This window comes from Streptomyces xingningensis, from assembly GCF_054957865.1.
Genome location: NZ_JBDJPF010000004.1, coordinates 25,335 through 51,253, shown reverse-complemented (window position 1 = coordinate 51,253; position 25,919 = coordinate 25,335). Strand labels below are relative to the sequence as shown.

23 protein-coding genes and 3 pseudogenes are annotated in these 25,919 nt (G+C 70.1%); 11 read left to right on the top strand and 15 right to left on the bottom strand.

Annotated elements, in window-relative coordinates; genetic code table 11:
* The first annotated feature begins 18 nt into the window (after positions 1-18).
* Both htpX and pspAB (ABCR83_RS03375) read left to right on the top strand, forming a co-directional pair.
* Complete coding sequence (gene htpX / locus ABCR83_RS03380) at positions 19-921, top strand: zinc metalloprotease HtpX (protein ID WP_462693170.1); 903 nt, start codon at positions 19-21, stop codon at positions 919-921.
* Between the two features lie 25 nt (positions 922-946).
* Positions 947-1,540 carry a PspA-associated protein PspAB gene (gene pspAB, locus ABCR83_RS03375; RefSeq protein ID WP_462693168.1) on the top strand — a complete coding sequence of 198 codons (594 nt, stop codon included), beginning with the start codon at positions 947-949 and terminating at the stop codon, positions 1,538-1,540.
* A 140-nt stretch (positions 1,541-1,680) separates the two neighbouring features.
* Here the strand turns inward: pspAB (ABCR83_RS03375) and fxlM are convergent, their stop codons facing one another.
* The 5 genes from fxlM to ABCR83_RS03350 all read right to left on the bottom strand — a co-directional run bounded on the left by fxlM (position 1,681) and on the right by ABCR83_RS03350 (position 7,788).
* Complete coding sequence (fxlM, locus tag ABCR83_RS03370; RefSeq protein ID WP_462693166.1) at positions 1,681-2,871, bottom strand: methyltransferase, FxLD system; 1,191 nt, start codon at positions 2,869-2,871, stop codon at positions 1,681-1,683.
* A gap of 48 nt (positions 2,872-2,919) precedes the next feature.
* Positions 2,920-4,092, bottom strand: a complete 1,173-nt coding sequence (locus ABCR83_RS03365) for a lanthionine synthetase C family protein (RefSeq protein WP_462693164.1) — start codon at positions 4,090-4,092, stop codon at positions 2,920-2,922.
* Positions 4,089-7,136, bottom strand: coding sequence for a lantibiotic dehydratase (locus ABCR83_RS03360; RefSeq protein ID WP_462693162.1), 3,048 nt, complete (start codon positions 7,134-7,136; stop codon positions 4,089-4,091). The genes ABCR83_RS03365 and ABCR83_RS03360 overlap by 4 nt, the downstream gene beginning before the upstream one ends.
* Positions 7,137-7,224: 88 nt before the next feature.
* Entirely contained in the window at positions 7,225-7,380 is a 156-nt protein-coding gene (gene fxlA / locus ABCR83_RS03355; RefSeq protein ID WP_462693160.1) for an FxLD family lanthipeptide, read from the bottom strand.
* A 210-nt stretch (positions 7,381-7,590) separates the two neighbouring features.
* Positions 7,591-7,788: a hypothetical protein gene (locus ABCR83_RS03350; protein WP_462693158.1), complete on the bottom strand. Its 198-nt coding sequence runs from the start codon at positions 7,786-7,788 to the stop codon at positions 7,591-7,593.
* Positions 7,789-7,960: 172 nt separating this feature from the next.
* On the opposite strand from ABCR83_RS03350, the gene ABCR83_RS03345 reads away from it, so the two are divergent.
* From ABCR83_RS03345 to ABCR83_RS03335, 3 genes are all read left to right on the top strand, one after another.
* Positions 7,961-9,142 (top strand): helix-turn-helix domain-containing protein, encoded by a 1,182-nt coding sequence (locus tag ABCR83_RS03345; RefSeq protein WP_462693156.1) that lies wholly within the window; start codon positions 7,961-7,963, stop codon positions 9,140-9,142.
* Entirely contained in the window at positions 9,139-9,441 is a 303-nt protein-coding gene (locus ABCR83_RS03340; protein WP_462693154.1) for a hypothetical protein, read from the top strand. Before ABCR83_RS03345 ends, ABCR83_RS03340 begins: the two co-directional genes overlap by 4 nt.
* Before the next feature lie 400 nt (positions 9,442-9,841).
* Entirely contained in the window at positions 9,842-10,870 is a 1,029-nt protein-coding gene (locus ABCR83_RS03335; protein ID WP_462693152.1) for an aminoglycoside phosphotransferase family protein, read from the top strand.
* Between the two features lie 69 nt (positions 10,871-10,939).
* Here ABCR83_RS03335 and ABCR83_RS03330 read toward each other — a convergent pair whose 3' ends face one another.
* Positions 10,940-12,115 (bottom strand): protein-L-isoaspartate O-methyltransferase family protein, encoded by a 1,176-nt coding sequence (locus tag ABCR83_RS03330; RefSeq protein WP_462693367.1) that lies wholly within the window; start codon positions 12,113-12,115, stop codon positions 10,940-10,942.
* A gap of 241 nt (positions 12,116-12,356) precedes the next feature.
* Here ABCR83_RS03330 and pspAB (ABCR83_RS03325) point away from each other — a divergent pair.
* Positions 12,357-12,443 (top strand): annotated as a pseudogene (pspAB, locus tag ABCR83_RS03325) (PspA-associated protein PspAB); the annotation flags it as partial.
* 43 nt (positions 12,444-12,486) lie between these two features.
* Here pspAB (ABCR83_RS03325) and ABCR83_RS03320 read toward each other — a convergent pair.
* Together ABCR83_RS03320 and ABCR83_RS03315 are read right to left on the bottom strand one after the other, a co-directional pair.
* Complete coding sequence (locus tag ABCR83_RS03320) at positions 12,487-12,957, bottom strand: NUDIX domain-containing protein (protein ID WP_462693150.1); 471 nt, start codon at positions 12,955-12,957, stop codon at positions 12,487-12,489.
* 4 nt (positions 12,958-12,961) lie between these two features.
* Positions 12,962-13,701 (bottom strand): annotated as a pseudogene (locus tag ABCR83_RS03315) (helix-turn-helix domain-containing protein).
* A gap of 662 nt (positions 13,702-14,363) precedes the next feature.
* Between ABCR83_RS03315 and pspAB (ABCR83_RS03310) the strand changes: the two are divergent.
* A pseudogene (gene pspAB, locus ABCR83_RS03310) lies at positions 14,364-14,486 on the top strand (PspA-associated protein PspAB); the annotation flags it as partial.
* Between the two features lie 60 nt (positions 14,487-14,546).
* Here pspAB (ABCR83_RS03310) and ABCR83_RS03305 read toward each other — a convergent pair.
* The 4 genes from ABCR83_RS03305 to ABCR83_RS03290 are packed head-to-tail and all read right to left on the bottom strand — an operon-like array spanning position 14,547 to position 19,116.
* Positions 14,547-15,569: a MerR family transcriptional regulator gene (locus tag ABCR83_RS03305; protein ID WP_462693148.1), complete on the bottom strand. Its 1,023-nt coding sequence runs from the start codon at positions 15,567-15,569 to the stop codon at positions 14,547-14,549.
* Positions 15,566-16,459: a metal-dependent hydrolase gene (locus ABCR83_RS03300; RefSeq protein ID WP_462693146.1), complete on the bottom strand. Its 894-nt coding sequence runs from the start codon at positions 16,457-16,459 to the stop codon at positions 15,566-15,568. Before ABCR83_RS03300 ends, ABCR83_RS03305 begins: the two co-directional genes overlap by 4 nt.
* A 30-nt stretch (positions 16,460-16,489) precedes the next feature.
* Positions 16,490-18,271, bottom strand: a complete 1,782-nt coding sequence (locus ABCR83_RS03295; RefSeq protein WP_462693144.1) for an SDR family oxidoreductase — start codon at positions 18,269-18,271, stop codon at positions 16,490-16,492.
* Positions 18,268-19,116 carry a M24 family metallopeptidase gene (locus tag ABCR83_RS03290; RefSeq protein ID WP_462693142.1) on the bottom strand — a complete coding sequence of 283 codons (849 nt, stop codon included), beginning with the start codon at positions 19,114-19,116 and terminating at the stop codon, positions 18,268-18,270. The genes ABCR83_RS03295 and ABCR83_RS03290 overlap by 4 nt, the downstream gene beginning before the upstream one ends.
* A gap of 213 nt (positions 19,117-19,329) precedes the next feature.
* On the opposite strand from ABCR83_RS03290, the gene ABCR83_RS03285 reads away from it, so the two are divergent.
* The 4 genes from ABCR83_RS03285 to ABCR83_RS03270 are packed head-to-tail and all read left to right on the top strand — an operon-like array spanning position 19,330 to position 22,876.
* Positions 19,330-20,346 (top strand): ABC transporter ATP-binding protein, encoded by a 1,017-nt coding sequence (locus tag ABCR83_RS03285; protein ID WP_462693140.1) that lies wholly within the window; start codon positions 19,330-19,332, stop codon positions 20,344-20,346.
* Positions 20,336-21,235 carry an ABC transporter permease subunit gene (locus tag ABCR83_RS03280; RefSeq protein WP_462693138.1) on the top strand — a complete coding sequence of 300 codons (900 nt, stop codon included), beginning with the start codon at positions 20,336-20,338 and terminating at the stop codon, positions 21,233-21,235. The genes ABCR83_RS03285 and ABCR83_RS03280 overlap by 11 nt, the downstream gene beginning before the upstream one ends.
* A complete protein-coding gene (locus ABCR83_RS03275) occupies positions 21,232-22,143 on the top strand; it encodes an ABC transporter ATP-binding protein (RefSeq protein WP_462693136.1) in 912 nt (303 codons plus the stop codon). The genes ABCR83_RS03280 and ABCR83_RS03275 overlap by 4 nt, the downstream gene beginning before the upstream one ends.
* A gap of 13 nt (positions 22,144-22,156) precedes the next feature.
* Complete coding sequence (locus ABCR83_RS03270; RefSeq protein WP_462693134.1) at positions 22,157-22,876, top strand: ABC transporter permease subunit; 720 nt, start codon at positions 22,157-22,159, stop codon at positions 22,874-22,876.
* A gap of 7 nt (positions 22,877-22,883) precedes the next feature.
* Here ABCR83_RS03270 and ABCR83_RS03265 read toward each other — a convergent pair whose 3' ends face one another.
* Genes ABCR83_RS03265 through ABCR83_RS03255 form a run of 3 tightly spaced genes read right to left on the bottom strand, consistent with a single transcriptional unit; the run spans position 22,884 to position 25,883 of the window.
* On the bottom strand, positions 22,884-23,825 hold the full coding sequence (locus ABCR83_RS03265) for an aminoglycoside phosphotransferase family protein (protein WP_462693132.1): 942 nt from the start codon (positions 23,823-23,825) through the stop codon (positions 22,884-22,886).
* A 55-nt stretch (positions 23,826-23,880) separates the two neighbouring features.
* The gene (locus ABCR83_RS03260; protein ID WP_462693130.1) at positions 23,881-25,140 is read right to left on the bottom strand and encodes a CynX/NimT family MFS transporter; all 1,260 of its coding nucleotides are present in this window, start codon (positions 25,138-25,140) and stop codon (positions 23,881-23,883) included.
* Between the two features lie 32 nt (positions 25,141-25,172).
* Entirely contained in the window at positions 25,173-25,883 is a 711-nt protein-coding gene (locus ABCR83_RS03255; RefSeq protein ID WP_462693128.1) for a FadR/GntR family transcriptional regulator, read from the bottom strand.
* Between the last annotated feature and the right edge of the window lie 36 nt (positions 25,884-25,919).

Here is a 25,919-nt window from a genome sequence, read left to right as displayed (position 1 = left end):
GGACCCTGGAGGTGTCCCATGCACGACACCCGATTCACCCCGGACCGGGGGTTGACCACCCGCATGGTGACCACCATGTTCTTCATCGGACTGCTCTATGTGGTCTTCGTGGGCGTGCTGGTGGTGCTGTTGCGGGGGGCCTGGCCGATCGTCCTGCTGCTCGCGGGCGGCATGTTCATCGCCCAGTTCTGGTTCAGCGACCGCATCGCGGCCTTCGGCATGGGTGCCCGTGAGGTCACCCCGCAGGAGGCGCCGGAGCTGCACGGGGCGGTGGACCGGCTGTGTGCGCTCGCGGACATGCCCAAGCCGCGGGTGGCGGTCGCCGACACCGATGTGCCGAATGCCTTCGCCACCGGGCGCAACCAGCGCAATTCCCTGGTGTGCGCGACGACCGGGCTGTTGCGCAGGCTGGAGCCGGAGGAGCTGGAAGGCGTGCTGGCGCATGAGCTCTCGCATGTGGCGCACCGGGACGTGGCCGTGATGACCATCGCCTCGTTCCTGGGCGTGCTGGCGGGGATCATCACCCGCGTCGGGCTGTGGGGCGGCTTCCGCAGGGTCGGCGGGCGGGACAGCAACACGGCGATCTTGATGGTGCTGATTCCGCTGGTCAGCGCCGTGGTCTATGCCATCAGCTTTCTGCTGACCCGGATGCTGTCGCGGTATCGCGAGCTGTCCGCCGACCGGGCGGCCGCCCTGCTGACCGGGCGGCCTTCGGCGCTGGCGTCCGCGCTCACCAAGGTCACCGGTCAGATGGCGCGCATCCCCACCCGTGATCTGCGGCAGGCCGAGCCGTTCAACGCCTTCTACTTCGCGCCCGCGTTCTCCAAGGACAGCATGGGCAGGCTGCTCTCCTCGCATCCGACGCTGGAGCAGCGCCTGGACCAGCTCGGCCGGATCTCCGTCCAGCTGGGCCGGCCCTGACACCGGGTGTAAGGAGTCTTCGGCCGTGGGTTTCCTGGACATCATCCTGGGGCGGACCAAGCCCGTCCGCCCGGACCTCGATCAGCTCTTCGCCCTGCCGTCCGCCGCCATCACCCTGCAGGCGGGGGCCGGGTTCGGCCCGACCGGGATGGGGTCGGTGTGCTTCGCCAGTGTGGAGGGCGGCGCCTTCGACACCCTGCAGCAGGACGTCAGGGCGCTGCTGGACGCGGATTCGCGGCAGGGCGCCGAGCACGGCGGGGTGCCGGTGGAGTTCAGCCGGGACCCCTATGGCTACACCTGGCTGCTCGCCCGGCGCCCGCCGGAGGACACGGCGGCCCTGGTCAACGATCTGCATGCGGTCAACACCCTGCTCCAGGACGGTGGGTTCGGGCCCCAGCTGCTCTGCTCGCTGATGGGCTTCCGGGATGCCGGACGGCGCTCGCTGGCGCTGGTGTATCTCTACAAGCGCGGCACGTTCTATCCGCTTTGTATGCTGCCTGGCCAGCAGAAACGTGACAATGCGCCAGAGCTACAGGTGGCTGCACTGCTCAAGGACGACCTGAGGATCGAGCCGGATCTGAGCCGCTGGTTCCCGGTCTGGGGGGCGCCCGGGCTGTAGCCGCAGGGAGCCGGGCGACGCTCTACCGCGCCCTTGCCGGTACGGAGTGATGCAGATGCCTAAGCGTGCCTGAGTGGACGGGTGCCGAACCTCGGAGGCGGCCTTGGCGGCCGCCCCCGCTCGGAGCAGGGTGACCACCGTCAGAAGGTCATGTACAGGGCGCAGTCGTGCTTGCGGATCGCGAGGCCAGGCAGTGCTGTGGTGGCAGAGGACGCCTGTACTGCGGTGATCGTCGGTACCGCCGAGCGCTCCTTGTCCCACACCGTGATCTGGGCCGACAGCCGGTCGGCGAATTCGGCCCCGCTCGGTCCGTGGCTGACGGCGCCCAGTTCCCACCGGGGGCCGTCGAGCCGCCGCTGGGTGAAGTACGCGAGGGAGTCGCCCTCTGCCAGGGCCGGGCTCCGGGAGGGGACGGCGGGCGTGCACAGGCCGGTCTCGACGGTGGCCTTGGAAGCGGCGATGCGGCAGGTGCCGGGTTCGGCGGCGGCCAGGCGCAGCCATACCCCGTCGAAGGACTCGCCGACGCCGACCGTGACCCCGGACCACGTGGTCGTCGCGGGCTGGTCGAGGATGCCGATGAGGTTGTCGGCGTGGATGTTCTGGTCGATGTCCGAGTACACGATCACTTCGGGGTGGATGTGGATGGTGCGCTCTCCCTCGTGGCCGATCATGGGCACGAAGCCGCATAGCTCCACCGACTCGGAGACAAGTCGCTCACCGTCCCGTGCGAACGCGATGCTGCGGGTCTGCCCGCGCCAGCGCAGCGGGATCACCATGCGGCCGTCCGGGGCCAGTTGCTCCCACCACGCGGGCGGAAGGTCCCAAGCTCCGACGGTGGCGATGATGCGCTCATACGGGGCGTGCTCGGCGTCGCCGAGCGCTCCGTCCCGCGTCGCCACGTTCACGCGCTCGTAGCCGGTGGCGTCCAGCCCCGTCCGGGCGCCGGTGGTGACCTCGGGGTCGATGTCCACGGTGGTCACCTGTCCGTCGGGGCCGGTGATGTGGGAGATGAGGGCGGCGTTGTAGCCGGTACCGGCGCCGATTTCCAGGATGTTCATGCCCTTGTGGACGTCGAGCTGGTCGAGCATCGTGCCGACGAGCTGGGGGAGGGATGCGCAGCTGAGAGGGGTACCGGTGCTGTCCCGTTTGGTGATGACGGCTTGGTCGGCGTAGGCGGCCTCAAGGGTGGCGTCGGGGAGGAAGCGATGGCGCGGGACCGTCCGCATCGCAGCCTCGGTGCTCTGGGTGCGGGCGCTGCCGGCCTTGATGATGCGATCGACCATGTCGGCGCGCAGGGCCTCGGGCGTCGCGGTGGGGGTGTTCGTGTTCAACGGGCTCCTTGTCGTGGTGATGCATCAGGTGCGGGATCGTGGGTGATGTCATCCGCTGATCAGTAGGCATGCGTCCCATCGGGAGACAGGCGGCTCGTCTCGTGCGATGACGTGCTGGACGAGACCGGTGCCTGCCGTGCCCTCCAACAGTCCGTCCGGCATCCGGTTACGCCCTCGGGCGATGACGCGGTTCATGCGGTCGAGCAGGCCCGGGATGTGGGCGGTGAGGTCGTCGTTGCCGCCGTCGGTGGCCGCCCGCCAGGTTGTCTGGATGAGCCCGGCCAAACCGTGGCACAGCCCGGCGTCCACCAGGAGGGACAACTGCTCGGTGTCGGTGACGCACTCCAAAAGGGAGGCTTCGGCGGCTTCCCGGCGGCGCGGGTCGCCGAGGGCGAGCGCGGCAATCTGTTGGGCCCGCGTGATGCCCGGGACGCCGTAGCACCATGTCGGCCGCTGCGGCCCCTGCTGCCGGCTGGTGTGGGTCTGCCACTCGGGCAGGGTGATGATGCCCGGCCACCATGCTCCTGCTCCGTCGCCGCCGCGCCAAGCGTCGAACACGCCGCAGATGGTGACGATGGCGTCGGCCTGGCCGTGGACGGTGACGCCATGGCGCATGGCCGTCGCGAGGAGAGCGAGGGGGCCAGCGATGCCATGGGCCATGCCGAGGTTGCCGTGCCCGTCCGGCCAGTCCGCCGACGGCCTGCCCCGAGGCCCGTCGCTGGTCCACCACCCCGGGAGCGTCTGCCCCCGCATCCGCACCGGCTCGACCAAGCGGACGAGGTAAGCCAGAACCTCACGGAGCAGGGCGCCGCCGCCGAAGCGGTACAGGAGGTACGCCGCCAGGCCGGTCAGCCCATGGATGAGGTCGTACTCCCGGAGCCGAGGAAGAAGCCCCCGCGCAGCGCGATCGTGCGCCGCGTCGAGGCGGTGACGGACGAGGGCGGTTATGTGGTCGTCCAGGGCTGCCAGCGCGGACGCGTAGGCCGGGTGGTTGGCTGAATGGAGGGCGTAGGCGACGGCGGGTGCGCCTCGGTAGAGGCCGCAGGCGTCTGGGTGCGCCGTCACGGGTGTCCGGGTCATCGCCGCTGCCCACTGGTGCACGGTGTCCCACTGGCCGGTGCCCGCGTGCGCATGGGTGATGTGGAGCAGCACGATCCCGGGGACTCCGGTGGACAGTGACTGCCCCCAGCCCGGCGCGGGATCGTCTCGGGGCGGTGTCAACGCTCGCCCTTCTCGTCGTTCCGCTGGGCGATCCAGGCGTGAGCAGCCTTCCGGGCCAAGTACCGGCAGAGATGTTCGCGGTTCAGGTCGATGCCGAGGGCCCGGTTGTGGTGCATGTGCAGAAGCGACTCCAGGACCGAGTCGGGGTCAGCGCCGTCGGGCAGTTGATCGTGGTAGATGGCGAGGGCTGTGGCCCGGGCCCGCCACGCCTCGCCGACGTTGTCCGGCACGTCTCGCAGGTCGGTTCGGTGGGCCCAGCGGACGGCTTGATCGATGATCTTCCGGTCCGGCGCTGGAACAGGTGACTTCACCAACCGGGCGTCCAGCCACCGCATCGCTCGGTCCTCCCCCAGGAACCCGCGGGCTATGTCCACCATGCCGACCACCGCCAGCGCGAGGGGATCGATCAGGCTCTCCGGGAGGGATCGCAGGGTCGCACCGACGGCTGCCGAGTCGGCTACGAACACGGCCTCGGCACACCGCATGGCCGACGCCGTGGGGCCGTAGCGGCCCACCTCCGGGTGGTACGTGTCGAGCGTCAGTCGGCCGGTGACGCCCTCGGTGCGCAGGTGCTGGGCCCAAGCCCCGAGCGCGATCGCGTAGGTCCCGGAGGAGTGCGGATCGGGGGCGTTGATACGCAGCCGCAGGTGATCGGTCTCGTTGTGGCTGCGGTAGCGGACGAACCAGTACGGCACGTCATCGCCGAGTGGTTCCAGCAACTGGGGCAGGTGCACGGCGATGAGCTCGTCGATCCGCTCGGGGTGCGTGAAGATCTTCGCGTACAGCCATGCGGCGGTCGGCCCGCTCGGCACGTGCCCGTGCGTGCTGTTGACCACGACCGCCTGCGTGCCGGTGCGCGGGGAAGGCGTCGTCGGGCGCGTCGTGACCAGGGGGAGGGCGATTTCGTGGGCGTGTCCGTCCAGCCAGCCGAGGGCGTTGGCGGCGGGCGCCTCGGTGAGAACCGCTTCGGCGTGCCGCTTGAGGTGCGTACGGAGGATCGCCGCGTGCACCGGTACGTCGAGCCGGAGACGGAGCGTACGGTCGGCGTCCCGTAGCTCTGTCACCTCGGGGACCGTCCAGCGGCGCCGCCACTCGTCCAGGGCGCACCGCCACGTGTCGAGGTCGGCACTCCGGTCGGGGAGGTCGTCACGGGTCAGGCGCCACCGTGCGGGCGCCAGGACGCAGCGCTCGTAGCGGACCCGTGGCAGGTAAGGCAGATGACGCGCCTCGGTGCCCCAGTCGAACTCGTGCCACACGGCGGCGAAGCCCCGGGTGAGATGGGCGAGGAACCGCGCCATGAGGGGTTGCCGCTCCGGCGCCAGCGCGTGGAAGAGCTGAGGCTCGACGATCCGGCGTCGGGAAAGGCTGACGAGGTGGAGGCGGTCACGGGTCGCTGTGATCGCCAGGTCGTCGACCGGGATGACGGTCCTGTCGTCCGGGGTGCGGTGTTCCCCCAGAGACAGGACGTGCGGCAGGTACGCCGGGATGCGGCAGACGTTCTCGGCGTGGTGGTTGACGGAGGGGAACGACAACTGCGCGGGGATGGCCTCGGCGGTGGCGACCGGCACCGCCTTGTACACGTCTTCGAGGCCGAAGCCTCCGGCGAGTGGGGTGAACCGGGAGGTGAGCGTCCCGGCGGACCGGGCCGGCGCCAGGGTCAGGGTGTAGTCGCCCCGCTCAAGGGCGTGCTCGTCGGCGGCGTGGAGACGAACGGACACCTCGACGTGCGGCGGGACGTTCCCCGTGGGCACCTCGTCGACCAGAGCCTTGATGGTGTCTTCGGTGATATCGACCTCGCGGCTGCCGTCGGCGAGGGCCTGCCACGCCAGAGCAAGAAGCCGTCCGTCCCGCTCGGCCGTTCCCTCCAACGGTGCGGCCAGCACGCTGCCGGGGTATCCGGCCGGGAACCCGATTCCGGAATCCGGGTCGATGACCTCGGTGACCAGCACCAGCGCGCCGGTGCCGTACCGGTCGATGAAGGCCGCGTGAAAGGCACGCCAGACGGCATGGCCAGAGGGCTGTCGGGTCAGCCGCAGCAGAGCGCCCGCGGCGTGCTCCATCTCGCGCACGACCTGTGTGGGTATCCGCACCTCGCAGTCGAGGCGCAGGTCCACGGCGAGCGGCGTGCGCCCGGCGCTGGAGATCGGCCTCATACGGTGGGAGACCTTGTCGCGAAGACGAACCTGCGCCTCGGGGTCGGCGTTCCGGTTGTGCTCGCGTACGGCGTCGCGGACGGACTCGAGGTCCCGCAGCAGCGGGGCGACGGAGACGAGGTCGTCGGCGGCCACCTCGTCCAGCGTGGCGAGCAGGTGGCCGAGAGGATCGGTGACCGTGAGCGGCGCCCGCAGGGAGGTGATCAGGAAGCCTTGCCGGACAAGTTCCCCGAGCATGCCGCGGATGGTGTCCTCGGATGCGTCGGGGAAGAGGCCGGCCAGCTTGCTGGCCAAGACGTCGAAGCCGACGGGTAACGCGGCGGCGTCGCGGACGGCGCGCACGGCGTCGCTCAACCGGACGCTCACCTTGTCCGTACCGCGTGGGGCCTCAAGGCGTCCACCACGTCGGGCGGCGAGGTTGGTGAACACCACGTCGAGGCGGTCCAGGAGAACGGGGTCGTCCTCCAGCCGGTCGATCACGTCGGCCAGCCACTCGGTATCAGCGCGGACGAGCGCCCGGTGCCGGGTTCCCCAGCGCACCCGGGGCGTCTCGCCGACTGTCACAGGGCACACCCCGGCGAACAGGCCGAAGGGGGTCGGACGGCCGGTGGAGCGCAGGAGGTACCGGGCGGCACTCACCGTGGCCCGGAGCACCTGCCGGGGCCGCAGCGCATCGAGGCGGTCCAGGCTTTCGGCAAGGTCGGGGCTCGCCTGCCGCATGGCCTCGGCGAAGCCGGGCCTGGCCCACGTTCGTGCCAGCCATGTACGGCACCCGGGCACGTCCGTGAGGTCGGGCCAGTGGTCAAGGCAGTCGCTCACGGACGTCGCGGCGGCCCGTAAGAGCGCTGCGCCGCTGCTGGTGTAGAGCGGAGTCCGGTCTGGAGTACCCATCGTCTTCCTCCGGTCGTTCGAACCGCCAGGGACAAGCCGGTGGGACCGGGGGGATGGACCCCCGGTCCCTGTGGTCACCGCCGTTGGCTCAGGCGATGCTGTTGCACGAGGACTGGCAGGTGGGAGGGCACCCGTCGCTGGTGTCGCAGTCGTCGTCGGAGCCGTTGCCACCGCTCATGGTGGTGACGATCTGCACGTCGAGAGCGAACGGGTCGCTCTTCGTCTCGGTGAAGTGGGACGGCATGGTCTGTTGTCCTTCCGAACGTGACGGATAGGGAATTGCCGTGAACGGGCCACGATGGCGCTCATGGCATCCTCGCGGCCGACCTCGACACCTTCTGCGGCTTCCGGTACTCATCCGCGAGAGGGACGAGGAGATCTGGAGCTCCAGCCGTCGGCGTCTGCGGTCCGACGGTCGAAGCGATCACCGGGGTGGCGGCATGCTCGGAGGCCGCTATGTCAGCGCCGCTCTGCGCTGGTCGATCATCCGCTCGAACTGGATGGCGTACACGTGCAGTTCGTCGGGGGTGATGACCAGGATCGTCTCCTCGGCGGTGCCATTGCGGTGGTGCACCCGGATGGGCAGAGCAACCTGCTGTGCCCGGTGGTCGTACGTGGCGTCGCGCTTCTGGGGAGTAGCGTGGGAGATCACGAATCAGGCTCCCTCTCGTCAGGGGTGTCGCGCCGGGGGAAGCGGTGCGTGACCACTGAGCATCGGCCAGAGCCAAGGCTGGGTCCACGGCGTTCTGGTAGCCGTTTCACTAGGCAGTTCACTAGGCTCTTCGCCTCAACTCCCAATCGCCCGGCGCATATTGGGGTAATCCGTGGAGAATCAGGTCATTGCGCGGCTCAGGCAGAACCGGGAATGGACACAAAGCCAGGCAGCGGAACACGTATGCGATGCCGTCGAGGCGGCAACCGGCAGACGGCCAGGCGTTGACGGCAACTGGATCAGCCGCTTAGAACGAGGCGAGGTCACCTGGCCCAACAAGGACTACCGGTACGGCTTGCGCACGGTCTATGGCGTGACCACCGATGCGCAGCTCGGCCTCTACTCGAAGCGGACCAGGCGCGACCGCACGCAGAAGGAGGTGGGGAAGTCGCAGCGACGAACGTTCCTTTCACTACCGCTGGCGGGGATCTTCCCCGAGGCCCCGGCCAGGCTCAGGAAGGGCGACCTGACCGCGCTGGGGGAACGGACCCTCGCCCTTCAGGAATGGGACCGCCGTACCGGCGGGGTCCACACCCGGCACCTGGTGATGTCGGAGCTACGCCACGCCATCGACATGACGGACGCGTCCACGACGCCCACCGTGCGCGCTGGTCTGTGCTCGACCATCGGCAACCTCGGTGACCTCGCGGGGTGGACTCACTTCGACGCCGGCAGCGAGGCGCAGGCGCGTCGAGTGTTCGATCTCGCCCTCCGGGCGGCGACGGAAAGCGGCGACCCGGCGATGGTCTGCCACGTCGCCTCCGGCCTGGCCCGTGTCGAGCTCGCGGCCCACCAGGGGGCGGCCACGCTCGCGCTCCTCGAAATCGGCGAGGACAAGGTGCCGACCTCCGCGCTCTCCATGCTCGCGGCGCTCCGGGCGCAGGCGTACGCCTTGACCGGTGACGAGCGGCAGGTGATGAAGAACATCAGCCTCGCCGAAACGATCTACAGCCGCGTGACTGACCTCCACGACGACCCGCAGCAGTTCTGGTACCTCACCGAACACAAGCTCCATGGTGACATCGGCGACGCGTTGTTCATGCTGTCGCAGGCGACGGGGAAGGTTCCCGTTGAGCTGGTCGCCCGGCTGCGCCGAGCGGTGGACTCGCAGACCTCGAACCGGGCGCGGGCGAAGGCGATCGCGGCCGGGAGGCTGGCCACGGTGTTGTACCGGCAGCGGGCCCGGGACGAAGCAGATCACTACGCGGGCACCGCGCTCGGCCTGGCGCAGGTCGTGAAGTCCGCCCGGCTGGATTCAGTGCTTTCCGACATGAAGAGGAGCAGGGCGCAGTGACCATCGACGAAGTGATCCGGGAAGCGGCTGCCCGCGGGATCAAGGACCTTCCCGAGCCGTCGCGTCTCACGCACGTGCGGGTGTGGCCCGCCCACGCCGACAAGTGGGTGGCCGAGGTGGGCGAGCCGCCGCACAACCTGACCGTCGGCGAGCTGCACGCCACGAAGGATGGGGGGCGCGCGGCCGGCGTCGCGAACCTCGAGGAAGCGCGCGCGGCATTCGTAAGCGTTCTGCCCGACGACCTCGTGGCTCAGGCGGAGGCATGGCCAGAGCCTGTCATCAGCGAGTGGGACCAGTGAGCGCGCCCGCTATGGGGCACAGGGGAAGTCAACGGGCACGGGCGCCAACGAGACGATCCAGCCCGCCGACCCGCCCCAGGACACCAGCAGCGACGAGGACACCAACGGAGATGACAAGTGGCAATCCCCCGGCTGGTGACGGCGTGCGCGCCACGCTGCGGCAGTTCCTCAAGCACGACCTACCGGAGGACTCTGAGCTGTCCTGGCTCTGCCCCGTACACCAGGACCCGCAAGCCATGCGGCTCGTACTCCGCTCCCGGTACGTCTGCACCAAGTGCACCCGCGAGACGGTCCGACCTCGCTGAAGGGGGTGTCCGCTCCCCTGCGGTCACTTCAAGTGCTCACCCGGGCCAACTCGCTTCACAGTCAGCAGTGTCCACACCCATGCAAGGATGAAGCCATGTGGTCAGGACCGCCATTCGGGGAGAAGCTGCGGGCCGAGCTCGGCGCGCCTCGTCGGCGCCGCCGACTGCGCAGCAGCCCGCGGTCACGGGTGTGGCGGGCCGAGCTGCCCGGCGGACCAGTGGTGGTCAAGCAACTGATCGACGGGCCGGGAGCCGCCGAAAGGTATGCGCGCGAGGTGGCCGCGCTGAAGCTCGCGGCCCGGGTCGATCCGCCGGTGGTGCCGATGCTCCTCGGCACCGATCCGGGGGAACGGGTCCTGGTCCTTGAGCACTTGGATCACCAGCAGCCCCGCGAGGACTGGGTGGTCGACTACGCCTCGGCGCTGGCCCGACTCCACGCAGCCACCGGCGCCGACGACGCAGGCATACTCCCCGCCTGGTCCGGCCCGACCCAAGACGATGTCGACTCCTTCCTCGGGCTCGCCAGGACGCTCGGCATCGCGGTGTCGTCCCGCGTACGGACCGAGCTGGACGGCCTTGTGAACCGCCTGCTCGGCGCACCGGGCCATGCCCTGCTGCACGGCGACCCCTGCCCCGGCAACGACATGCACACGAGCAGTGGCGTCCGGTTCATCGACTTCGAACAGGCCGCGCTGGGCAACGGGCCCGTGGAGCTTGCCTACTTGCGCATCGGCTTCCCGACCTGCTGGTGCGTCACCGCCCCGGCTCCGCCCCTGCTGCACGCAGCAGAGACCGCGTACCGCGCGACATGGCGCAACGCGACAGGCGCCGAGATCCAAGGCGATCTCACCGATGCATGCGCCGGCTGGCTGTTGCAAGGCGACGCGCTGGTCCAGCGGGCCTACCGCCGAACCACCGACCATTTTGCCAAGATCCCGAATCGGGACTGGAAGTGGGGCACGGCAACGGCCCGGCAGCGACTCGTTCACCGTCTCGGAATCGTCAGCCGGATGACCGCAGACAGCTATGAGCTCAAGGGCCTGGGCCAACTCGCCGCGGTCATGCGGCACGGCATGCTCACCCGATGGCCCACGCTTCAACCGCTGCCCCTGCAACGGCCGTAGCGGAACCTTTCACCCCCACAACCCGGGTGGTGACGCCCCGAAGCGACGAGGCCACTCAAGGCGCAGAGGTCACACGGCCCAGGATTCCGCCGGATCGTCCAGCCATACCCGTTGCCCCTCCGGGGTGACGGTGAGACCGAACCGGGTGTGGTCCGGCGCGCCACGGCTGACCCACCACCGGAAGGCCGTCTCCACTTCGTTCCACAGCCGACGCGGCCCCGACTGCCAGACGCGCGCGTCCTTCTCGCCCTCGTGGAACATCACGCATGCCCAGGAACGGTCGTTCAGCCCGTAGAACCACACCGGTCGCGCGCCGTCGCGCTTGTCGGCAACGGCCTGGGCGCAGTCCCGTACGCGGAGCCCGAGAGCGAACGGGACAGCGGTGTACCGACCGGTGACGAACTCCGCTTCCGTAACAGCCGTGGTGGACGTATCGGCACTGTCCATCCCTTCCGCCGGGACGTACGCACCGTGCTCAATCGGAGTCAGCCGCTGGGCACGCATCTTCATGAACTCCACGGGACGCGCGAAGTACCCGGACGCTACTCCGTCCCTCACGACCAGGCGCGCCACAGCATCCGCGTTGGAGTAGTGCGTGCCCCACGGCGCGACGATGAGGCCACCGCGACGGGTCTGTTCAATCCACGCGCCGGGGATTTCCCGGAGACCGACGGTGGCCAGGATGCGGTCATATGGCGCGGCATCGGCGTAGCCCTCGAACCCGTCGCCCGCGACCACCTCCGGGTACAGTCCGGCGGCGCAGAGGCGTTCGCGGGCCTGTCGTGAAACGGAGCGGTCTACCTCAACAGTGGTGACGTGCCCGTGTCGGCAACGGTGGAACAGCGCTCCGGCCGTCTCGCCCGTACCCGTCCCGACATCGAGTACGCGCATACTCTCCTCCAGGGCCAGGGTCTGAAGCATCGCGTACACGACCGAAGGCATGGACGAAGAGCTGGTGGCCACCCGTCCGGGCTCGGTACCGGAATGGTGACCGTCGTCCCACTGGGTCACGATGGGGATGTTGCTGTCAGCTGCCGAATACCACGCGTCGGGATCGGCGCTCCGGTTCACCGCGACGCTTGTGCCGGCGTTCATGTCGAACGGCCACATCACATCCGGCAGGAAGGCGGCCCTGTCCACGGCCGTGAACGTAGGAACCCAGTCCGAAGTCATCGAGTGCGTCTCGAGGAGGAACCGCCCCAGCTCCTTCCGGCGGGGGCGGCCCACCTGCGCGGAGTTGAACATCACTTGCGGTGCGTCCCATCGCCGGGCGGAGTGTCACCGTCAGGAGACGGGGGCTCCTGCGGCGGTGTCCAAGGGGTGCCCGGGTGCCCGTCGCCCCCGTCTCCTCCACCTCCGCCGTGCCCGCCGTCAGCAGCAATGACGACCTGCAAGTTACGCATCCGCTGTCTCCTTCCATCGGTCACATGGTGCTCTGAACTTGCCGACCAGGGCGGAATCGGGGGATCAGCGCCCGACGAGGCCGCAGGTGGCTGCGCTGCTCAAGGACGACCTGAGGATTGAGTCCGACCTGAGCCGGTGGTTCCCGGTGTGGGGCGCGCCCGGGTTGTGACCGCACGGGCTGTATACCGAGACAAGCGATCTTTCCGGCACCGTTATCCCAGGTAGGGCACGGGGCGGTGCTCCAGGAAGTGCCGGAGGCGCAGCCGCTGGGTGTGGTGCATGGGGAGTGAGTCGATCTCTCCGGCCGCTACGAAGCGGAGTTCTGTGCTCTCGTCCGAGATGGCCAGCGTGCCGCCGACGACCCGGGCCGTGAAGCATACGTTGAACTGTCGGCGTACCTCTCCGTCGCTGTACGCGATGATGTGCCGGGGATCGGTGTACGTGCCGACGAGCCCCGTGATCTCGACATTGAGCCCCGTCTCTTCCTTAACCTCTCGTATGGCCGTGCCGGGCAGTGAGTCCGCCATGTCCATCGCCCCGCCCGGCAATGCCCATAGGCCGTTGTCCCGCCGCCGTTGAAGCAGGATGCGCCCCTTGTCGTCAGTGACGACGGCCGAGGCTGCCACAACCAAGCTGTTGGGCTTGGGGGCATTCGGATCGTCGTAGTACTCGGTCCGTGCCATGTGCTCACCTCTCCACTGGTCGCGCCGTTTCCCATACGGCATTGAGGCTCTCCGCGTAGGTGTCGAATATGCCGCCGTCGTTGCTGCGTCGTAGGTGCCACACGGGCGCTCGGTAGGCGTTGACGCCCCATACGTGAGCGTTCACCAACATCTGGTCGTCGGCACGGTACAGGCTGTTGTAGAGGTCGTCCCATGCGTGCGCAGCTCGACCTCTGGGACGCCGAGAAGCGACCGGTAGTGCATGAGGGCGAGGTGACAGCGGGACTCAATCCCGTGACCGAACTTCTCTTCCTGACCACGCTGTTGGACATTGACGCTGCCCGCGTCGCCCACCGTGATCCGAACCGTGCACCCTTCGGCGGCACGCTCTCTCAGCAGATCGTTCAGACGGGGGTACGCCTCATGCAGGAAGACGGCCGCATACACCAGCACGTCGATCCGTCGTCGTGCCTGCGCGAGGAGTTGCACGAAGACCGACACGGGGAGATCGGCCCGCTGGTCGTACAGCGCGACGAGTTCAGGGCTTACCGCTCGCGCGGACCGTGCTTGCCGGAGCGCAGGCCAGAGCGCGTGAAGATCTTCCCCCAGCATCTCAGCGGCTTTGAGCGCTGTTGCCCGCCGTGGCGTCCGTCCAAGATTGACCCAACGTTCAACGGACTTGGGGTCAACGTGCGTGGCTTTGGCCAGGTCAGCGTAGGTCCACCCTCCGGAGGCCATAGCGGTCCGTAAGCGCTCGTTCGGCATGATCGCTGCCTTCCCCAATGCCGGGACGTTCCCAGGGACGTTCTACCTGGCGTGGGACGTCCTGAAGTGGGAAACGTACGAAGTTCCCCCGTCCCAATGGTCAGCGTGACGATCAACGCATGAACAACGTGACGAAGATGACGCTGCGTGTGTCTCGGAACAGTGGGCGTACCTGGGCGCCGCCGGTACACGTGTCAGTGACCAAAGAGGCCGCGAGCAGCGAGAGCGGAGCCTTCCCGGCCTGTGGGTGCCCCCGCTGCTCGCAGGTCGGCGCACGGAGCACCGGGCGCCGGGTCGGGCGCTCGCTGCCCTTGTCTGGGGGCTTTAGTGGCCGCTGAGAATGAGCGTTGCGCGGAGTGCGTCCGGATCAAGGTTGAACACACCGCAGCGATCAAGCAGGGTGACCAGAGTAAGGCGAGTGACTGCATCGTACTCATGGGCAGGCACCTTCGGGAGGCTCACGGATGACACCTGCGGACGACCGAGCCGAAGCGTCGAACTTGCCGCCAAACACAGTGCGTTGTCGGTCGTGCACCATGCTGGCTGCCGCGAAGATGGCTGCGGCAATCCGGGGAAACCCGGAGGCGGCTACGAAGGTAGGGCAGTCGCTCGTGGAGCATCAAAGGCATCACCACGGCGCCGAATAAGCCCCGTAGAGGGCGGGCGGGGGAGACAAGCGGGACAACGAGCTGGAGATCCAGGTACGGGCGCTGCTGGGCAACGATCTGCAGATCGAGTCCGATCTGAGCCGCTGGTTCCCGATCTGGGGCGCGCCCGGGCTGTGATCCGTGCCGTGCCGCTCAGCCGGTAGTCTTCCTGCTGTATTGCTCGCCGCAGCGCATGCCCTACGGCTTCCACGGCAATGGGGCAGCCGACTGCTGCCGGCGCGCGGCGAGGGCGTCCATGGTGCGGGCCCGGACCTCCCGCTCGGCGGCCGCGGCGATGAACTCCTCGGCGTGTTCGGGGCCGACCAGCGCGGCGACGGCCCGGACGGTCTCCAGGGGCAGCCGGATGTGCGGCACCGACGCGGAAGCGGCACCGGCATCGGTATCGGGACCTGCGTCGGCGGCGCCTTCGGCCTGGCCGCTCGCCGCCCCCGCCCCCGCGGACACGGACTCCGGGGCGACAAGGGCGCCGCCTCCGCCGAGGTGGTCGCGGAGCTGGCGGGTGGCCAGCATCCGCATGGCGCGGCCGAGTTCGGCGTCCATGGTCCGCTGGGCGAGCGGGCGCAGCTTCCGCACCAGCGAGGCGGCCTCCGCGGCCTCCTCGTCGGTGGGCGGGTGATCGAGATAGGGGCGGAAGACATGCTCGGTGGTGAAGTCCAGGAAGCGGCCGGCGATGTGCTCGACCCGGGCGCGCAGCTCCCGCAGATGGCCGGAGATGGCCGGCAGCGGCACCCCGGCCGTGTGCAGTTCGACGGCGACGGCCAGCAACTGCGGGCTGGGCACCAGGAATTCGTCCGGCGAGCCCGGCAGCCGCTCCAGGACGCCGAGTTCGAGGGCTTCTCCGACGGCCGTCCCGTCCGGGATGCCGCCGAACCGCTCCGTCAGCTCCTCCCGGGTGATCCGGCCGGCCTGCTCATCGGTCCACGGCCCATCCACCTCGGCGACCAGCCCGAGGACCCCGCCGAGCCCGCGGCCCGCGTCCCAGGCCTCCAGCAACTCCTTGATGCTGGCCAGGGTGTAGCCGCGGTCGAGCAGGCCGGCGATCTGCCGGAGCCGTGCCAGATGGGTGTCCTGGTAGACGTTGGCCCGGCCCCGTCGCTCCGGCTTCGGCAGCAGCCCCCGGTCCTGATAGGCGCGGATCGTGCGGACGGTGGCACCGCTGTGGCGGGCGAGGTCCTCGATCCGGTACTCGGCCACCGTCATGAGGCCGCCGCACGGCTTCCGCCCGTGGCGGCCCGGGCGGCGGGCGAGGCCGCCAGATAGGCGACGGCGGCGCGCAGCGACCCCTCCTGCGAAGGGTGGTAGTCGCGGCGCAGGAAGCGGGGGATGGCCGCGCCCAGCTCCTGCCAGGTGGGCAACAGCCCCTTGGCGACGGCCCTGTTGTGGGCGCGCAGCGTATAGCGCAGCCGCCCGGCCAGCCGTGGATCGTGCCGGATCAGATAGGAGGTGCCGTACCGCCACAGATACGCCAGCGCCGGAGCCGTGATCACCATGCTCAGCACCCGGCGGGCATGGCGCCCCGGGTCGTCCCCGCCGCAGTGCTGGTACATGTCGAAGGCCACCGCCCGGTGTTCGACCTCCTCGGCGCCGTGCCAGCGCAGCAGATCCAGCATCACCGGGTCGGGCTCGGCCCGGTCGAGCCCCTCGGCACGCAGCACCCAGTCACCCAGCACCGCGGTGAACTGCTCGGTCGCGGCGATCACTGCCAGCCGGAAGCGCAGCCACTCCCGGGCCGGGACCGGCATCCCGAACGGCGGCTTCTCGCCCAGCAGCACATCGAAGATGAAGTCGACATGCCGGGTGTAGACGGTGGTGTCCAGCTTCTGCTCGGCGAGGTGGTCCAGCACATAGGAGTGCTGCACGCTGTGCGTGGCCTCCTGGCCCATGAAGCCCTTGACGTCCTTGAGCAGTTCGGGGTCCCGCACCAGCGGCAGGGCCTCCTTGAAGACCTTGACGAACCACCGCTCCCCGGCGGGCAGCAGCAGATGCAGGACGTTGATGACATGGGTGGCGGTGGGCTCGTCCGGTATCCAGTGCAGCGGGGTCCGCCGCCAGTCGAACGACACCCGTCTAGGGGCTATCCGGTAGTTCATCGGTTCTCCTCGGTGGATGCAGGGCGTGCCCTACAGCGGGGGCTCGATCCGCGCGATCGCCCGCTGCACCCGGGGGGCGAAGCGGGACAGCAGGCGGGTGGCGTGCGCCTCCGGGGTCACCGGGACCACGGCCCGGTTGTGCAGCACGGCCCGCAGAATGGCGTCGGCTACCTTCTCCGGCGGATAGCCGCGCAGCCCGTACGCCCGGGCGGCCTTGGCCCGGCGGCGCTGCTGCTCCTCCGCCGAGACGCCGGCGAACCGCGCCGTGCCCGTGATGTTGGTGTTCACCAGGCCGGGGCAGATCACCGAGACCCCGATTCCCCGGCCCGCCAGTTCGGCGCGCAGGCACTCGCCCAGCATCAGCACCGCCGCCTTCGACGTGGCGTAGGCGGCGAGGGTCCGCATGGGTGAATAGGCCGCCGCGGAGGCGACATTGACGATGTGGCCGCCCTGCCCGCGCTCCGCCATCTGCCCGCCGAACACCCGGCAGCCATGGATGACGCCCCACAGATTGACGTCCAGCACCCGCCGCCAGTCCTCCGTCGAGGTGTCCAGGAAGTCACCGGCCAGCCCGATCCCGGCGTTGTTCACCAGCACGTCCGGCACGCCGTACTCGGCGGCGACCTTGGCGGCCAGCTTCTCCATCGCCTGCTCGTCCGAGACGTCGGCACACTCCGCCCAGGCCTCGGCCGCCCCGGTCAGCCTCGCCAGCTCGGCCGTCCGGGCCGCCCCTTCGGCATCCCGGTCGACCGCCACCACCCGCGCCCCGGCCTCCGCGAAGGCGAATGCGGTGGCCCGCCCGATGCCGCTCGCCGCCCCGGTGACCAGCACCAGCCGTCCGCCGAACCGCTGCGCGCAGGGCCCCGCCGCCACCGGCTCCCGGGCCGGCCCGCCCGCGTGCCGTGCCGTGACGAACTCGTCGATCCACCGGGCCAGTTGGTCGGGCCGGTGCCGTGGCACCCAGTGCTTGGCGCGCAGCGTGTGCCGCACCAGGCCGGCCGGGGTCCAGCGCGCCAGGTCGTCGTAGAGCCGCTCGGAGAGAAAGGCGTCGTCGACCGGAGTGATCAGCTGGACCGGCACCTGGGCGTAGGCGTCGGGGCGCGGACGGCGCAGCCTGGCCCGGACGTTGTCGCGGTACAGCCAGGCGCCGTGCGCCGCGTCGGAGGGCAGCGAGGAGGTCGGATAGGAGTCCGCCGGAACGTGCTCCAGCCGCTCCAGCCGCTTCAGCAGGGCCGGCCAGCGCTTGCCCAGCGGCCCGCGCCAGGCGGCCTCCGGCAGTACCGGCAGGTGCAGCGCACCGACGTACCAGGACCTGCCGCCCTGGCCCAGCAGTTGGGCCACCCGGCGCGGGGTGGGGCGGGCGGCACGCTCCCTGAACCAGTGCGCCAGATGGTCCAGGGACGGCCCCGAGATGGTGGTGAAGGAGGCGATGCGCCCCTCGGTGCGGGGCACGGTGACGAACTCCCAGCCCTGCACCGATCCCCAGTCATGGCCGACGAGATGGACCGGTGCGTCCGGGCTCACCGCGTCCGCCACGGCCAGGAAGTCGTCCGTCAGCTTCTCCAGGGTGAATCCGCCGCGCAGCGGCCGGGGAGCGGTGGACCGGCCGCAGCCGCGCACGTCGTACGCCACCACATGGAAGCGGTCCCGCAGCCGCCGGGCGACCTCGGACCACACCTCCTTGCTGTCCGGATAGCCGTGCACCAGCACCACCGTCGGCCGCGAGGCGTCGCCCACCTCCGCGACGCACAGCTCGATCCCGCCCGACCGCACCCGGCGCTCGCGCGCCCCCTCGATCCCCGCCCCGGTCATCCGGCCAACCTCTCCTGTCGGCGCCGCACATGCGGCAGATCGTCGTCCAGCCAGAACGCGCTCTCCTCGGGATCCCGGGAGTCGGTGACCACCAGCAGTTCCTCGAACTTGGCGCCGGTGCCGCGGAATCCGAGGTGCGGTTCCACCGCCCACAGCCCGGCCCTGGGCGGATGGTCGGAAATGCGGTACGGGCTCCACAGCGGCGACCAGCCCTCCCGGTGCCCGTGCAGGGCGTCGGCGGCCAGCCCCTTGAGCGACTGGACGCCGAACCCGAACAGCTGGGGCGACCAGCGGCGCTCCGGCACCCGGCCGACCTTGTGCGCGATCACCCCGAACGGGTAGGCGCGGTGCCGGTTGGCGTACCCCTGGCGGACCATCAGCCGGTCGACGTCCTGGTAGATCTCGCGCAGCGGATGCCGCTCCCGCACCTCGCGCAGGATCAGCTCCCGATGCTCCTGCAGGTCGGCGAGCAGCCGGGCGTGCAGCGGGTTGGGGCCCAGGCAGCCGGAGTAGCCGATGTCGGCGGTGAACCCCCGGTGCACCGGCGCCAGATCGAGAATGAAGGGCATCCCCGGCTCCAGCGGGCGGCCGGTCGGGAAGAACTGGTGCGGCAGCCGGAAGCCGGTAAAGGCGGTGCGGTCGCCGAACCAGGCGAAGGGCAGATGGAACCAGTCCCGTACGCCGCGGTCGCGCAGCCACTCCCGCAGCATGCGGGCCGCCTCCCGCTCGGTCACGCCCGGCTTCAGCCGGGCGGCGACCGCCTCCGCGCAGTCGTATGCCAGACGCTGCACTTCGCGGAATCCCCGCAGGTCATCGGTGATTCGCCGGGCCGTGTCGGCCGTCATGTCCACCCGCCCGTCCCGCGCCCGCGGGGGTGAACCCCGCGGCCGCATCGGTAAGTTGGCATCGCCATAAGTTGACACTGATGAATGTGACAATGTGCGGAGGCTGAGTCAAGGGGATGGGAGCGGCGAAATGCCCCTTCTTTTGGCGGACCCCCTACGGGTAGGTCAGACCGGAGGACTACCCGCATTCCACGCTTTGGGCTGACGACCGCCGTGACCCGCGCCACTACCGTCGAAGACGTGACTGTGATCGCCACCGAAAGCCTCAGCAAGCGGTACCCCCGGGTGACCGCGCTGGACGGGCTCTCCCTCGACATCACCCCGGGCGTGACCGGTCTGGTGGGTGCCAACGGCGCCGGCAAGTCCACGCTGATCAAGATCCTGCTCGGGCTCTCCCCGGCCACCGAGGGCCGGGCACAGGTGCTCGGCCTCGATGTCGCGTCCCGGGGGGAGACCATCCGCGAGCGGGTCGGCTATATGCCGGAGCACGACTGCCTGCCGCCCGATGTGTCGGCGACCGAATTCGTCGTCCATATGGCGCGGATGTCCGGTCTGCCGCCGTCCGCCGCGCGCGAGCGCACCGCGGACACCCTGCGCCACGTCGGGCTGCACGAGGAGCGCTACCGCGCCGTCGGTGGCTATTCGACGGGCATGAAGCAGCGGGTCAAGCTGGCCCAGGCGCTGGTCCACGACCCCCAGTTGGTGCTCCTGGACGAGCCCACCAACGGCCTCGACCCCGTCGGCCGGGACGAGATGCTGGGCCTGATCCGGCGGGTGCACACCGACTTCGGGATCTCGGTGCTGGTCACCTCGCACCTGCTCGGCGAGCTCGAGCGCACCTGTGACCATGTGGTGGTCATCGACGGCGGCAAGCTGCTGCGCTCCTCCGCCACCAGCGAGTTCACCCAGGCCACGGGTTCGCTCGCGGTGGAGGTGACGGACAGCGACACCCACCCGGACGGCACCGCCGCGCTGGGCGCGGCCCTGGCCGCCGCCGGTCTCACCGCCCGGCCCGCCGGGGAGTCCGGGGCCGCGGGCTCCGGCCCCGTCCTGCTGGTCGATGTCACCGGCGAGGAGACCTATGACGCGGTGCGTGACGCGGTCGCCGGGCTCGGCCTGGGGCTGGTCCGGATGGAACAGCGCCGGCACCGCATCGCGGAGCTCTTCCGGGCCGACGCCGGACCGCACCACGACCCCGCACAGAAATGGGGCAGCTCCGATGCCGCCTGAGACCGTGACCGCGCCCGCCCCGGATGTCATCCACAACATCGGCTACCGCAACTACGCCGGGCCGCGCCTCGGCCGTGCGTACATCCGCCGCTCGCTCTACACCCAGGGCCTGCGCGGTGCGTACGGTCTGGGCCGCTCGGCGAAGTCCAAGGTCCTGCCGATGGTGCTGTTCGCCGCGATGTGCCTGCCGGCCGCGATCACCGTGGCCGTGGCGGTGGCCACCAAGATGACCAAGTTGCCGATCGAATACACCCATTACGCGATCTGGCTGCAGCCCGTCATCGGTCTCTACCTGGCCGCCCAGGCGCCCCAGTCGGTCTCCCGGGACCTGCGGTTCAAGACCGTGCCGCTGTATTTCTCCCGCCCCATCGAGCGCGTCGACTATGTGGTGGCCAAGTTCGCCGCCCTGGCCTCCGCCCTGTTCATCCTCACCGCCACGCCCCTGCTGATCCTCTACGCCGGTGCCCTGCTCGCCAAGCTGGGCTTCGCGGATCAGACCCGGGGCCTCGCCGAAGGGCTGCTCTCCGTGGCACTGCTCTCCCTCCTGTTCGCGGGCATCGGCCTGGTGGTCGCCGCGCTCACCCCGCGCCGCGGCTTCGGGGTGGCCGCCGTCATCGCCGTGCTGACCATCTCCTATGGGGCCGTCAGCACCATCCAGGGCATCGCCGAGGTCCGCGGCACCACCCAAGTCATCAGCTGGCTGGGCCTGTTCTCCCCGGTCACCCTCATCGACGGCATCCAGACGGCGTTCCTGTCGGCCGGCTCCGGCTTCCCCGGCGGCCACGGTCCGGGCACGGGCCTGGGGCTGGTCTATCTCCTTGTCGTCCTCGGCGCGATCGTCTGCTGCTACGCACTGCTGATGGGCCGCTACCGGAGGGCCGGGCTGTGACCACGCTGCGCATCGACAAGGTCTCCCGCTGGTTCGGGAATGTGGTGGCCGTGAATGACGTCTCGATGGTCGTCGGCCCCGGCGTCACCGGCCTGCTCGGCCCCAATGGCGCCGGAAAGTCCACCCTGATCAACATGATGGGCGGCTTCCTCGCCCCCTCCAGCGGCACGGTCACCCTCGACGGGGCGACGATCTGGGGCAATGAGCAGATCTACCGCCATATCGGGATCGTCCCCGAGCGGGAGGCGATGTATGACTTCCTCACCGGCCTGGAGTTCGTCCGGGCCAATGCGGAGCTGCACGGCCTGCCCGCCTCCACCGCCCGGCAGGCGCTCGCCACGGTCGAGATGGAGTATGCACAGGACCGCCGGATCGCCACCTACAGCAAGGGCATGCGGCAGCGCGTGAAGATGGCCTCCGCGCTGGTCCATGAGCCCTCCGTGCTGCTGCTCGACGAGCCCTTCAACGGCATGGACCCCCGCCAGCGCATGCAACTGATGGATCTGCTGCGGCAGATGGGGACCGAGGGCCGTACCGTGCTGTTCTCCTCCCATATCCTCGAGGAGGTCGAACAGCTCGCCGCCCATATCGAGGTCGTCGTCGCCGGACGGCATGCGGCATCGGGCGACTTCCGCAAGATCCGCCGGCTGATGACCAACCGCCCGCACCGCTACCTCGTGCGCTCCAGCGACGACCGCGCCCTCGCCGCGGCCCTGATCGCCGACCCGTCGACCTCGGGCATCGAAGTGGACGTCCAGGAGGGCGCGTTGCGGGTACAGGCCGTCGACTTCGGCCGTTTCACCACCCTGCTGCCCAGCGTCGCCCGCGCGCAGGGCATCCGGCTCCTGATGGTCTCGCCGTCCGACGAGTCCCTGGAATCGGTCTTCTCCTACCTCGTCGCGGCCTGAAGGGAGCCCCGCCATGTTCAACACCACCGTCGCACGGCTCACCTACCGGGGGCTCCTCGGCCGCCGCCGGGCCGCGATCCTCTTCGCCCTGCCCGCCCTGCTGTTGCTGATCGCGGCCGCCGTCCGCGCCCTGACCGGTGCCGACGACGAAACCGCGACCCGTGTCCTGGGCGGCTTCGCGCTGGCCACCATGGTCCCGCTCATCGGGGTCATCGCGGGTACCGGCGCGATCGGCCCGGAGATCGACGACGGCTCGGTGGTCTATCTCCTGGCCAAACCCATCAAACGACCGGTCATCATCCTCACCAAGCTGGTGGTCGCGGTCGGCGTCACCGTCGCCTTCTCGGCGATACCCACCCTGATCGCGGGCCTGGTGCTCAATGGCAACAGCCAGCAGATCGCCGTGGCCTACGCCATTGCCGCGGCGGTCGCCTCCATCGCCTATAGCGCGATCTTCCTGCTGCTGGGCACGGTCACCCGCCATGCGGTGGTCGCCGGGCTGGTCTACGCCCTGATCTGGGAGACGCTCTTCGGCAGCCTCATTCCGGGCGCCCGCACGCTCAGCGTCCAGCAGTGGGCGCTGGCGCTGGCGCAGCGGATCGGTGCGGAGGGGGCGATCACTTCGGATGTGGGGCTGCCGGTGGCGCTGGCCCTGCTGGCCGGTGTGACGGTGGGTGCGACCTGGTTCGCGGGCGAGAAGCTGCGCAAGCTGACGCTGGCGGGAGAGGAGTAGGAGCTCCTCAGCCGGCCGGCAACAGCGCTTCCGCGATGGTCACTTGATCCGGCTGGAGAGCCCTTTCCCCGTCCTCGATGTCCCACAGCGAGTTCTGCAGCACCCGCGCCAGCGTCCAGCGCGCCGCTCGCGGCCGCTCCAGCCCCAGCACCTCGGTCATCAGGTCGAACCGGCGGCGCACCGCCCGTGCCGGGTCGCCGGTGGCGGTCACGTCCTCCCACCGGTTGTCGAGGGCGGGCATCAGGTCGAAGCCCGGGTCGCCGACCAGCGGTTTGGGGTCGATCGCCAGCCAGGGCTCGCGCGGTGAACCGGGCAGCGGGGCAAGGACGTTCTCATAGTGCAGGTCCCAGTGCAGCAGCCGGTCGCCGGGCTCGTCCGCCACTTCCCGTACCGCCGCCGCGTAGGACATCAGCAGCCGGCGCTCGGCCGGGTCGGCCAGGGACGCTGCGGCCCGGGGTGCGTCGTCCAGCATCTTGCCCGCCACATCGGCGAGTTGGCGCAGCCCGGTGGGGACGGGGGTCCGGTGCAGCCGGGCCATCAGCTCCACGAGGGATTGAAGCGCGGCCTCGCCGTCCGGTACCGACGCCAGCGAGCGCTCGCCGTCGAGGCGTTCCAGCAGCATGATCTCGGACTCCGGCTCCTGCTCGAGGAGTCGTACGGCGCCCGCGCCGTTCCAGGCCCGCAGGGCGATCGGCTCGCCCCTGCTCTCCTCGTCCAGTGGCTGGAGCTTCAGTGCGGCCGCAGTGCCGTCCTGCCGGAGGACCGGCAGGACGAGCGCCACCATGCCGTGTGCCGGCGGGCCGTCGAGCCGCAGCCCCCAGCGGTCGAGGAACTCCGCCGCCAGCTCGGGCAGTGCGGCGATCCACTCCTTCCCCGACTCGGGGTTGAACCGCTCGTGGAATGCGGCCAGTTCGGCGGGGACGGTGATCCGTGCGGCGGTGGCGGACAAGGTGGGCTCTCCTCGTGTACCAGGGGCATCGTGGGGCATCGTCCGTTACAACGTTTCAGATCTTGCGATTTCTCCCCGCGCCCAGGCCCAGGAACAGCAGTGCCGCACAGGCGACCAGCAGCAGCCCGATCGGAAGCGTCCAGCCGTCCGTCACCTGGTGCACCGCGCCGATCGCGAACGGGCCGACGGAGGCGAGCAGATAGCCCCAGGTCTGGGCCATGCCGGAGAGCCGGGCGGCGGTATGGGCGTCACGGGTGCGCAGCACCATCAGGGTCAGTGCCAGTCCGAGCATGCCGCCCTGGGCCACGCCCATCAGGGTCGCCCAGATCCATGCGCCCGCGACGGGCGCGGTGAGCAGGCCGGTGATGCCCGCCGCCATGAGGACCACCACGCCGGCCGCGGGCAGCCGCTGGTCGCGCAGCCGCCCGGCGAGCAGCGGCACCACAAAGGAGCCGGCCATCTGCACCAGGGTGTAGAAGGCGTAGACGAGGCCGGCCTCGCTCTTGCTCATGCCGTGGTCGGTGAAGATCGTCGGCAGCCAGGCGATGCAGACATAGGCGATCAGCGACTGGGTGCCCATCAGCAGGGTCACCTGCCAGGCGAGGGACGAGCGCAGCAGGTTCGGTCCCTGGCCGGCCGGGGCCTGCCGGTGGGCCGGTGCGGCGCCGTGCCGGACGCCGCGCCGGGCGAGGACCGCCTGCGGGATCCACACCAGCACGCCGACCAGGGCGAGCAGTGCCCAGGAGGCGAGCGAGCCCCGCCAGCCGCCGAGGGCGTTCTCCAGCGGTACCGAGGAGGCGGCGGCGCCCGTGGCGCCGAGGATCAGGGTGGTCGAGTAGAGGGCGGTCATGCTTGCCGCCCGCTCCGGGAAGTCCCGCTTGACCAGGCCCGGCATCAGCACATTGAGCAGGGCTATCGCGGTGCCGACGAGCGCACAGCCGAGGAACAGGGCCGCCACCGGGGGTGCTGTGCGCAGCAGGATGCCGGCGCCCAGCAGTACCAGTGCGCCGCACAGCACGGTTTCGGTGCCCCAGCGCCGGGCGAGCCGGGGGGCGATGATCGAGCCCAGGCCCATGAAGACCAGCGGAATGGTGGTCACCAGGCTGCCGGCGGCGGCCGCCAGGTGGAAGTGGTCGCCGATCTCGTCCATCAGCGGCGATACCCCGGCCAGCGCGGCGCGCATATTGAGCGAGGCGAGGACGATGCCGAGCATCAGGAGGGCGGGGCGGGCGCGCGGGGGCTGTGCGGAGGGTGCTGCCGTGGCAGGTGGTTCCTCGGCGGTCAGGAGGGGAGGCTGGGGCCTCGGTTGTGGCATGGGGGTGCCTTTCGGGGGAGCGGTGGGGCCGGTCAGTGCTCGCCGAGCAGGGATTCGACCGCCTGCTTGGGGCGTTCGAGCAGCACCCGGGCTGCGTGGGCCGCCATCTCCGGATCGCCGGAGGCGATGGCGGTCAGCAGGTCGTGGTGGTCGCCGTGCAGGATGCGCGGCATGTCGTGGTCGCCGAGGGCGGTGATCAGCGCTTCCCGCACGGAGCTGCTGAACCAGGCGTAGGTGGCGGTCAGTGCGGTGTTGTGCGCGGCTGCCACGACGGCCTGGTGGAATTCGATGTCGTGGTGTGCGTACAGCTCGAGGCTGCCGGAGTCGGGCTGGCCCTCGTTGTCCTCGAACGCCGTCTGGGCGTCCAGGGCGGCTCGCATCCGTTCGAGGTCGGCCGGGTCATGGCGCAGGGCGGCCAGGCGGGCGGCCTCCACTTCGAGGGCGATGCGGAGTTCCAGTACATCGCGTACTCCGGCGCGGCGCACCCCGCGCATGATCTCGGCGGGGTCGGCGGTGGAGACCACAAAGGTGCCTTCGCCCTGCCGTGAGCGCAGCATCCCGGCGTGCACCAGGACGCGTACGGCCTCGCGGACCGTGTTGCGTCCGACGCCCAGCTGTTCGGCGAGGGCGTGCTCGGTGGGGATGCGCTCGCCGACCCGCCAGTCGCCGGCGGTGACCTGGGCGCGGAGCTGTTCCACGACGGTGTCCACCAGGGACTGCCGTCCCGCCGCTTGCAGTGCCATGGGTCCTCCGAGGTTACGGGGTCAGCCGATTGCCCG

Excerpts from the sequence above, each read along its gene's own strand:
- htpX (WP_462693170.1), top strand. The coding sequence starts at position 19 with ATGCACGACACCCGATTCACCCCGGACCGGGGGTTGACCACCCGCATG.
- ABCR83_RS03360 (WP_462693162.1), bottom strand. The coding sequence starts at position 7,136 with ATGGGTACTCCAGACCGGACTCCGCTCTACACCAGCAGCGGCGCAGCG.
- fxlA (WP_462693160.1), bottom strand. The coding sequence starts at position 7,380 with ATGCCGTCCCACTTCACCGAGACGAAGAGCGACCCGTTCGCTCTCGAC.
- ABCR83_RS03335 (WP_462693152.1), top strand. The coding sequence starts at position 9,842 with ATGTGGTCAGGACCGCCATTCGGGGAGAAGCTGCGGGCCGAGCTCGGC.
- ABCR83_RS03330 (WP_462693367.1), bottom strand. The coding sequence starts at position 12,115 with ATGTTCAACTCCGCGCAGGTGGGCCGCCCCCGCCGGAAGGAGCTGGGG.
- ABCR83_RS03320 (WP_462693150.1), bottom strand. The coding sequence starts at position 12,957 with ATGGCACGGACCGAGTACTACGACGATCCGAATGCCCCCAAGCCCAAC.
- ABCR83_RS03305 (WP_462693148.1), bottom strand. The coding sequence starts at position 15,569 with ATGACGGTGGCCGAGTACCGGATCGAGGACCTCGCCCGCCACAGCGGT.
- ABCR83_RS03300 (WP_462693146.1), bottom strand. The coding sequence starts at position 16,459 with ATGAACTACCGGATAGCCCCTAGACGGGTGTCGTTCGACTGGCGGCGG.
- ABCR83_RS03295 (WP_462693144.1), bottom strand. The coding sequence starts at position 18,271 with ATGACCGGGGCGGGGATCGAGGGGGCGCGCGAGCGCCGGGTGCGGTCG.
- ABCR83_RS03290 (WP_462693142.1), bottom strand. The coding sequence starts at position 19,116 with ATGACGGCCGACACGGCCCGGCGAATCACCGATGACCTGCGGGGATTC.
- ABCR83_RS03280 (WP_462693138.1), top strand. The coding sequence starts at position 20,336 with ATGCCGCCTGAGACCGTGACCGCGCCCGCCCCGGATGTCATCCACAAC.
- ABCR83_RS03270 (WP_462693134.1), top strand. The coding sequence starts at position 22,157 with ATGTTCAACACCACCGTCGCACGGCTCACCTACCGGGGGCTCCTCGGC.
- ABCR83_RS03260 (WP_462693130.1), bottom strand. The coding sequence starts at position 25,140 with ATGCCACAACCGAGGCCCCAGCCTCCCCTCCTGACCGCCGAGGAACCA.
- ABCR83_RS03255 (WP_462693128.1), bottom strand. The coding sequence starts at position 25,883 with ATGGCACTGCAAGCGGCGGGACGGCAGTCCCTGGTGGACACCGTCGTG.